Here is a 6487-nt window from a genome sequence, read left to right as displayed (position 1 = left end):
CGGCGCTTGGGTGAAAGGAGGAGGGGCGAAATCTCCCACGGATCTGTACTGCGCTAACAGTCAGAATCGAGCCTTGTCCCTCCTCCTCCCTTCAAGTCCTAGCATACAAGCGAGCTTGCTCGCGATGGCGGTGGATCAGTCAACGCAGATGTTGAACATGATGCCGCTTTCGCGAGCAAGCCCGCTCCCACAGGGGATGTGTGTTTATTTCAAGGAATTACGCGGTCGGCAAGCTCGGCGTCAACACGCCCTGACGCTTGCGATGAACCAGGAAATACGCGCCATAACACAGCGCAATAAACCCGAAGCCCCAGTACAGCGATGGCCGCTGGGTTTCATCCAATGCGAGGAACACGAACAGCGAACAGCACAGCGTGATGCACATCAGCGGCAGCACCGGGAACCACGGCGCGCGGTATTTCAGGTCGCTGAGTTTGTTGCCGTCACGCAGCCAGGCCTTGCGGAACTTGTACTGGGCCAGCGCGATGACAATCCAGGTCACGGTGCCGGACATGCCGCTCACCGCCATCAACACCATGAACAAAGTGTCGGCCGCGACGAAACTGGTCATCAGCGACACCAGCGCAAAGCATAAGGTGATGCTCAGGGCGCGTAGCGGCACGCCACGTTTGCTGAGCGGTGACAGGCTCTTCGGCGCCATGCCGGTTTTCGACATTGCCCACAGAATGCGCGTCGAGGCGTACAGCCCGGAGTTGCCCACAGACAGGATCGCTGTGAGGATCACGAAATTCATCAGGTCAGCGGCGTACGGAATGCCGACCATGTCGAACACTTGCACGAACGGACTTTCCATCAGCCCCGCCTGCTGCCACGGCACGATGGCCGACAGCACGATGATCGCCAGCACGTAAAAGATCAGCACGCGGAATACCACGTTGCGCACTGCACGGGGAATGCTCTTTTCCGGCTGATCGGTTTCACCGGCGGCCACGCCCATGATCTCGCAGCCCTGGAAGGCGTAGACCACGGTCATCATCACTGCGAACACGGCGGACAAACCGTTGGGGAACAACGAATCGCCAATCAGGTTGGTCGCCATCGGCGCGGGCGCCCCGCTGCTCAGCGGTATCGCGCCGAAGATCACCAGCACGCCAACGACGATGAATCCGAGAATCGCCGCAACCTTGATCCCGGAAAACCAGTACTCCGCTTCGCCAAACGCACGGGTCGCCATGGCATTGATGCCGAACAGCACCACCACGAACAGCGCCGACCAATACCAGATCGGCACCTCCGGAAACCAGCGGGTCATCAGCATGCCGGCAGCGGTGAACTCCAGGCCGACGGTAGTGGCCCAGCTCATCCAGTAGACCCAGCCGATCATGAAACCGGTGGCTGGCCCGATGTATTGGGTGGCGTGGGTCTGGAACGAACCGGACACCGGCATCTGCACCGACAGTTCTCCCAGGCAGACCATCACCAGGTACATCAGGAATCCGGCCACCAGGTACGCCAGAATCGCGCCCACCGGACCGCCCTGATTGATGATCACACCGGAGCCCATGAACAAGCCGGTGCCGATCACGCCACCGAGCGACAGCATGAAAATGTGCCGGCTCTTCAGGGCGCGGGTGAGCTGGATGCCTTTGCGATCGATGTTTTCACTCATGTCCGCAGCCTCAAGTCGGTGAGGCGGACAGCGCATGACAGGACGTCACGGCGCGGGGAAGGATCAGCTTTACGGCAATTCATTATTATTATCTCCAATAAGCTTCGAAGACCGCGCTGCGGCGGTTGCGTCGATTATTGGAAAGCCATGTAAGGTCGCGTTGAACGTAAAGATCGAAGTTGTGAAAAGTCGTAACAAACTTGTACGTCAGCTCTGCAACAGCTGTTCCAGCGTCTGTAGCGCGTGCTTGCAGTGCTCATGAACCGTAGGCGCCAACTGCTCGATGGCCGATTGATCGTTAATCAGCGCCGCTTCTTCCACTGATCTCAGCACGCCGGCCAAGGCACGGAAACCCAGTGAGTCGCAGCTTCCCGCCAACCGGTGGGCCAAGTGCGCGATTTCAGTGAAGTCGTCGGCTTCAATGGCTTCGCTCAACGCCTCGCGATGCTGGACGATCGAATCGCGCAGCACCGCCAACAGCCCTTGCACCTTCTGCTCACCGAGCAAGTTGCGGTGGGTTTGCAGCAGCGGCCAGTCGATGGCGACGTCATCTTGAACCGGTTTTGGCGTCACCAATTGCCCGCTCAGCACCTTGCGCAGGTTGTCCAGCTTCAGCGGTTTGGACAGCACGCCATCCATACCGGCATCCAGATAGCCGCGGACCAGCGCTGGTTGCACACTGGCGGTCAGGGCGAAAATACGTGCGGTGCGGTTCGGCCCGTCGAGGCTGCGGATCTGTTTGCACAATTGCACACCGCTCATGCCCGGCAGATGCACATCGAGCAGAATCAGATCGAATGTTTGCGCGGCGCACTGCACCAACGCCTGTTCGCCCTCCTCGGCCAGCCACACCTGATGGCCATCCCGTTGCAGCAGGCCCTTGACCACTTCGCGATTGAGCGCCACGTCCTCTACCACCAGCACCTTCAATGCCGGCCCGGCAACCGCCATCGGCACCTGCGCCGTCACACCGGCAGCAGGCTGCAACGTCAGCTCGAACCAGAAACAACTGCCCCGCGCGACTTCGCTGGTGACACCGATATTGCCGCCCATTTGCTCGACCAGGTGTTTGCAGATCGCCAGTCCCAACCCGGTGCCGCCAAAGCGCTGCGCCACTTCCTCGCTGGCCTGGGTAAAGCGCTCGAAAATCTTCGCCTGCATCTGCGGCGCAATGCCAATGCCGTTATCGGTGACACTCACCCGCAGGTGATCGCCGCTAATCCCTTCGGGCTGCATGAGCAGCGCCACTTCGACACTGACCTCGCCGCCCTCAGTGAACTTGATGGCGTTGGCCAACAGGTTGCTCAGGACTTGTCGCAAGAATTGCTCGGCACCGTGGTGATGTTCGGCCACCCGCTGATCGACCCGGCAATGCAGGATCGTGTCGTTGTTCAGCGCCTTGGGTTCCAGCAGGGTCAGAACTTCGTCGAGCAACTGGCGAATCGAGAAGTCCACCGGCTCGGGCAGGCTCACGCCCTCCTCCAGTTTGGCGAAAAACAGCACTTCATTAAGGATGGTCAGCAAACCCTCGCCCGCCTTGTGCAAGGCATCCAGGCGTTTGCTGTCCTGCTGATCCAGGCTCGCGCCGCGCAGCAATTCGGCCATGCCTAGGATGCCGTTGAGTGGCGTGCGTAGCTCGTGACTCATGGTCGCCAGGAAACGCGATTTGGCAAGGTTGGCCGCTTCGGCTTCGTCCTTGGCGCGCATCAGGCTGGCGGTACGCCGCTCGACCATTTTCAGCAATTCATCGCGGTTATCCTGCAAGGCCAGGCGATCGCTTTCGCGGCGATCGATGTCATTGAGGATCGCCCGGCGCATATCGTCCAGGGCGTTAGCCACGGTATCGATCTCGTCTTTTTGTGCGATGCGCTGCTTGTCCAGTTGCAGCGGCTCGTGCCAATCACCGGCAGCAATACGCCGAGCAAATTCAGCCATGACTTTCAGGTGTCGGGTCACCAATCGATAAAACAACCCCGACAGCGCCACCGCCAGGCCACAGAGAAATACCGCCATCCACAACAGGCTGGTCAAACCGGTGGCATACAGGCGCTGATAAACCGCGCCCAGATCGGTGCTGACTTCGAGTTCGCCGAGGTGACGCAACGGGCCGGATGGCGGTTGATAATCCAGGGCAAATCGCTCGTTACGCAGTGGACCGATCGGTTCAGGATTGCCGTGCAGCAAATCGAAATCGGGGCTGCTCAGGTGTACCCGCGCCACATCGGAAAAATCCACCAGACCGCGCAACTGCACGTTCAACTGCTCCTGGTTCAAATCCCACAGGCTTCGTTCCAGGCTCGCCAGGTATCCGGCGCGGATCAGCTCCATGCGCGCGTCGATATCGCGCATTTCCCGACGGTATTCGATGTACAGCTGCACGCTGCTGGCGAGTACGGTGAAGCACAGGCTGAACAGCAAAATGAACAGCAATAGGCGTCGCAATAGTCCACCGGGTCGGGCGCGGATCATTGCGCGTTCGCCGGCAGGTTGATCATGTCGCGGTAGGTCACTTCGCTTTCATTGAGCAGGCGTTCGATGTCACCGGCATCGACCATGCGCTGCAATTGTTCATTGATCTGCGGCATGCTCGCGGCCAGCGGCGAACGGCGGGAAACCGCGACCCGCAGGTAATCCACGCTCAAGGCCTTGGGCAAGGCCACAATGTCTTGGGCACCGGGCAAGTTCTGCACGTAGAGCTCACCGGTGCGGCGCTCCTGGGTGATGAAATCGATGCGCCCGCGAATCAGCTTGCCGAAGTTCTGGCGGCTGTCGGAGACCCATTCGATGTTGTTGTTTTGCGCGACCATGCGATCGAATTCCACGCCATAGCTTTCACCGAACAGCAGGCCGCCACGGTAACGGGACAGATCTTCCAGCCGCTCGAATTTCACCGGGTGCTGCCGGTTGACGAACAACGCCACTTCTTCGCGCAACACCGGCACCGTGGAAAACAACATGCTTTGTTCCCGTTGTGCGGTGCTGTAGGCCAGCACCACGTCGACCCGGCCCTCGGCGGCGTCAAGCAAGCAGCGCTTCCAGTTGCCCAGCACCACGATCTCGACCTCGTAGCCGAGTTGGCCGAACAGTTTTTTCACCACGCTCGGCGCCAGGCCACGGACCTGTTTGCCGTCGCTCCAGGAGATCGGCGGGTACACCGGGTAATCGCAGTAACGGACCTTCTCCGCCGCCTGCGCAGTGCCCGCCAACACCAACATCAACAAGAGCAATCGCCTCAAGGCAATCACGCCGCCAGGCTGGCAGTGAACAGGTAACCGGCGCCGTGGATGGTGATGATCAGTTGCGGTTCGGCTGGGTCGTCGTGCAACTTGCGGCGCAAACGGCCGACCAGTACGTCGATGGAGCGGTCGTTGGGCACCCATTCGCGGTTGCGGATCTGGTCCATCAGCTGGTCGCGGCTGAGGGTGTGGCCGCTGTTGCGCAGGAACACGCTGAGCAACTGGAATTCGCCGTGGGTCAGCAGGGTTTCACTGCCTGAAGGATCGATCAGGCGTCGACGGTCGGTGTCCAGCGCCCAATCGGCGAACTGTTTGACGGGTTTCGAAACTGCCGCGACCGGTTGTGGAATTTGCGCATGACGAACCCGGCGAATCAGGTTTTTCGCCCGCGACACCAGTTCACGTGGATTGAGGGGTTTGATCACGTAGTCATCGGCGCCGCATTCGAGGCCGACGATGCGGTCGATTTCATCGTTGCGCCCGGTGATCAGGATGATGCCAACTTCGGAACGCACCCGCAGTTCGCGGGTCAGGGTCAGTCCATCCTTGCCCGGCAAGCGGATATCGAGCATGACCAGGTCAACGGCCTGGCTGGCCAGAAAGGCCTCGGCCAGCTCCGCCGTGGCGGCGCAATGTACGTCGTAGCCTTCCTGGGACAGGTAGGCGTGCAACAGTTCGCGAATCAGCGGATCGTCGTCGACGATCAGTACCCGAGGAGTCATTGCTGGGTGTCCCGCACAGGCCCGAAGGCGTATTTCTTATTAGAGTGTTTTGTTGCTTCAGCGCCAGAGAGTAGCCACTGTTGAACAGGTGATCAACAGCTACTCGTCTGCCCACAAAAGCGCTGCCGGCCACCAGCCTGCAAACCGTCCACCCAGGCCTCGCAAATCTGCATGCCCTGCTCCGGGGTGAAAGTCCCAGGGTTCAGTCCCAACTCCAGCCAGAGGCCATCGAGCAAGGCACTGAGGCTGATCGCGGCGAGATCGGCGTCGAAGTTTTCCCAGCCTTCTTCCTGCGCCAGTTCCATCAACACCTTGCGCAGGATGGCGCGGTACTCGCCATAGGAATGATCGTGAGCCTGGTTGATCGCCTCGGCGGTTTTCACCGCGCCCCAGAACGCCAGCCAGGCGTCGATCAGCTGCGGGTCGAGCAATTCTGCGGAAAACGAACCACGGAAAAACGCCGACAAACGCTCGCGCGCGTTGGGTGCGGCCTGCTCCATGGCGTCGCGCAACAGCGTCATGACGCGTCCGGTGATCGCCATGTAAGCCTCGGCGACCAACTCATCCTTGCCGGAATAGTGATGGCTGATCAGCCCCACCGAAACGCCCGCCTCGGCGGAAATCTTGCGAATCGACGCACCCTGGAAACCATGACGCTTGAGGCACACCAGCGTTGCCTCGATCAGATTGGCCTTGCGCAACTCCGGTTCCATGCGGGAAAAACGGGCTTCCTGATTCATGGCGACTGCTCCTGGATTCAATCATTAGGGCCCGCGCTGGCAAGCGACGAGCTGAACGACTGTACAGCAAGAGCAGGCAGAATCTCCAGTCAGTCTGGTAAACCGCGTCGCCTGCATCGCGAGCAAGCTTTGCTCCTACGATTGAGTGGGCCGTCATGC

The 6487-nt window shown here is 60.1% G+C and carries 5 protein-coding genes; all 5 read right to left on the bottom strand.

What is annotated here, in order from left to right; translation table 11 throughout:
- Positions 1-217: 217 nt before the first annotated feature.
- Complete coding sequence (locus ACM110_RS28445; RefSeq protein ID WP_416130394.1) at positions 218-1630, bottom strand: amino acid permease; 1413 nt, start codon at positions 1628-1630, stop codon at positions 218-220.
- 207 nt (positions 1631-1837) lie between these two features.
- Positions 1838-4099, bottom strand: a complete 2262-nt coding sequence (locus ACM110_RS28440; RefSeq protein ID WP_416130393.1) for an ATP-binding protein — start codon at positions 4097-4099, stop codon at positions 1838-1840.
- Positions 4096-4845, bottom strand: coding sequence for a substrate-binding periplasmic protein (locus ACM110_RS28435; RefSeq protein WP_416130397.1), 750 nt, complete (start codon positions 4843-4845; stop codon positions 4096-4098). The genes ACM110_RS28440 and ACM110_RS28435 overlap by 4 nt, the downstream gene beginning before the upstream one ends.
- 26 nt (positions 4846-4871) lie before the next feature.
- Positions 4872-5588 carry a response regulator gene (locus ACM110_RS28430; RefSeq protein WP_416130392.1) on the bottom strand — a complete coding sequence of 239 codons (717 nt, stop codon included), beginning with the start codon at positions 5586-5588 and terminating at the stop codon, positions 4872-4874.
- A gap of 92 nt (positions 5589-5680) precedes the next feature.
- Positions 5681-6328 (bottom strand): TetR family transcriptional regulator C-terminal domain-containing protein, encoded by a 648-nt coding sequence (locus ACM110_RS28425; protein ID WP_416130391.1) that lies wholly within the window; start codon positions 6326-6328, stop codon positions 5681-5683.
- Between the last annotated feature and the right edge of the window lie 159 nt (positions 6329-6487).

Origin of the sequence: Pseudomonas sp. NFX98, assembly GCF_047784845.1 — a bacterium.
Taxonomy (GTDB): domain Bacteria; phylum Pseudomonadota; class Gammaproteobacteria; order Pseudomonadales; family Pseudomonadaceae; genus Aquipseudomonas.
The sequence above is the reverse complement of the archived record's forward strand: the minus strand, read 5'-3'. Positions and strand labels throughout refer to the sequence as shown.

Coding starts and splice junctions, on each gene's coding strand:
- ACM110_RS28445 (WP_416130394.1), bottom strand. CDS start 1,630: ATGAGTGAAAACATCGATCGCAAAGGCATCCAGCTCACCCGCGCCCTG.
- ACM110_RS28425 (WP_416130391.1), bottom strand. CDS start 6,328: ATGAATCAGGAAGCCCGTTTTTCCCGCATGGAACCGGAGTTGCGCAAG.
- ACM110_RS28430 (WP_416130392.1), bottom strand. CDS start 5,588: ATGACTCCTCGGGTACTGATCGTCGACGACGATCCGCTGATTCGCGAA.
- ACM110_RS28440 (WP_416130393.1), bottom strand. CDS start 4,099: ATGATCCGCGCCCGACCCGGTGGACTATTGCGACGCCTATTGCTGTTC.
- ACM110_RS28435 (WP_416130397.1), bottom strand. CDS start 4,845: ATGTTGGTGTTGGCGGGCACTGCGCAGGCGGCGGAGAAGGTCCGTTAC.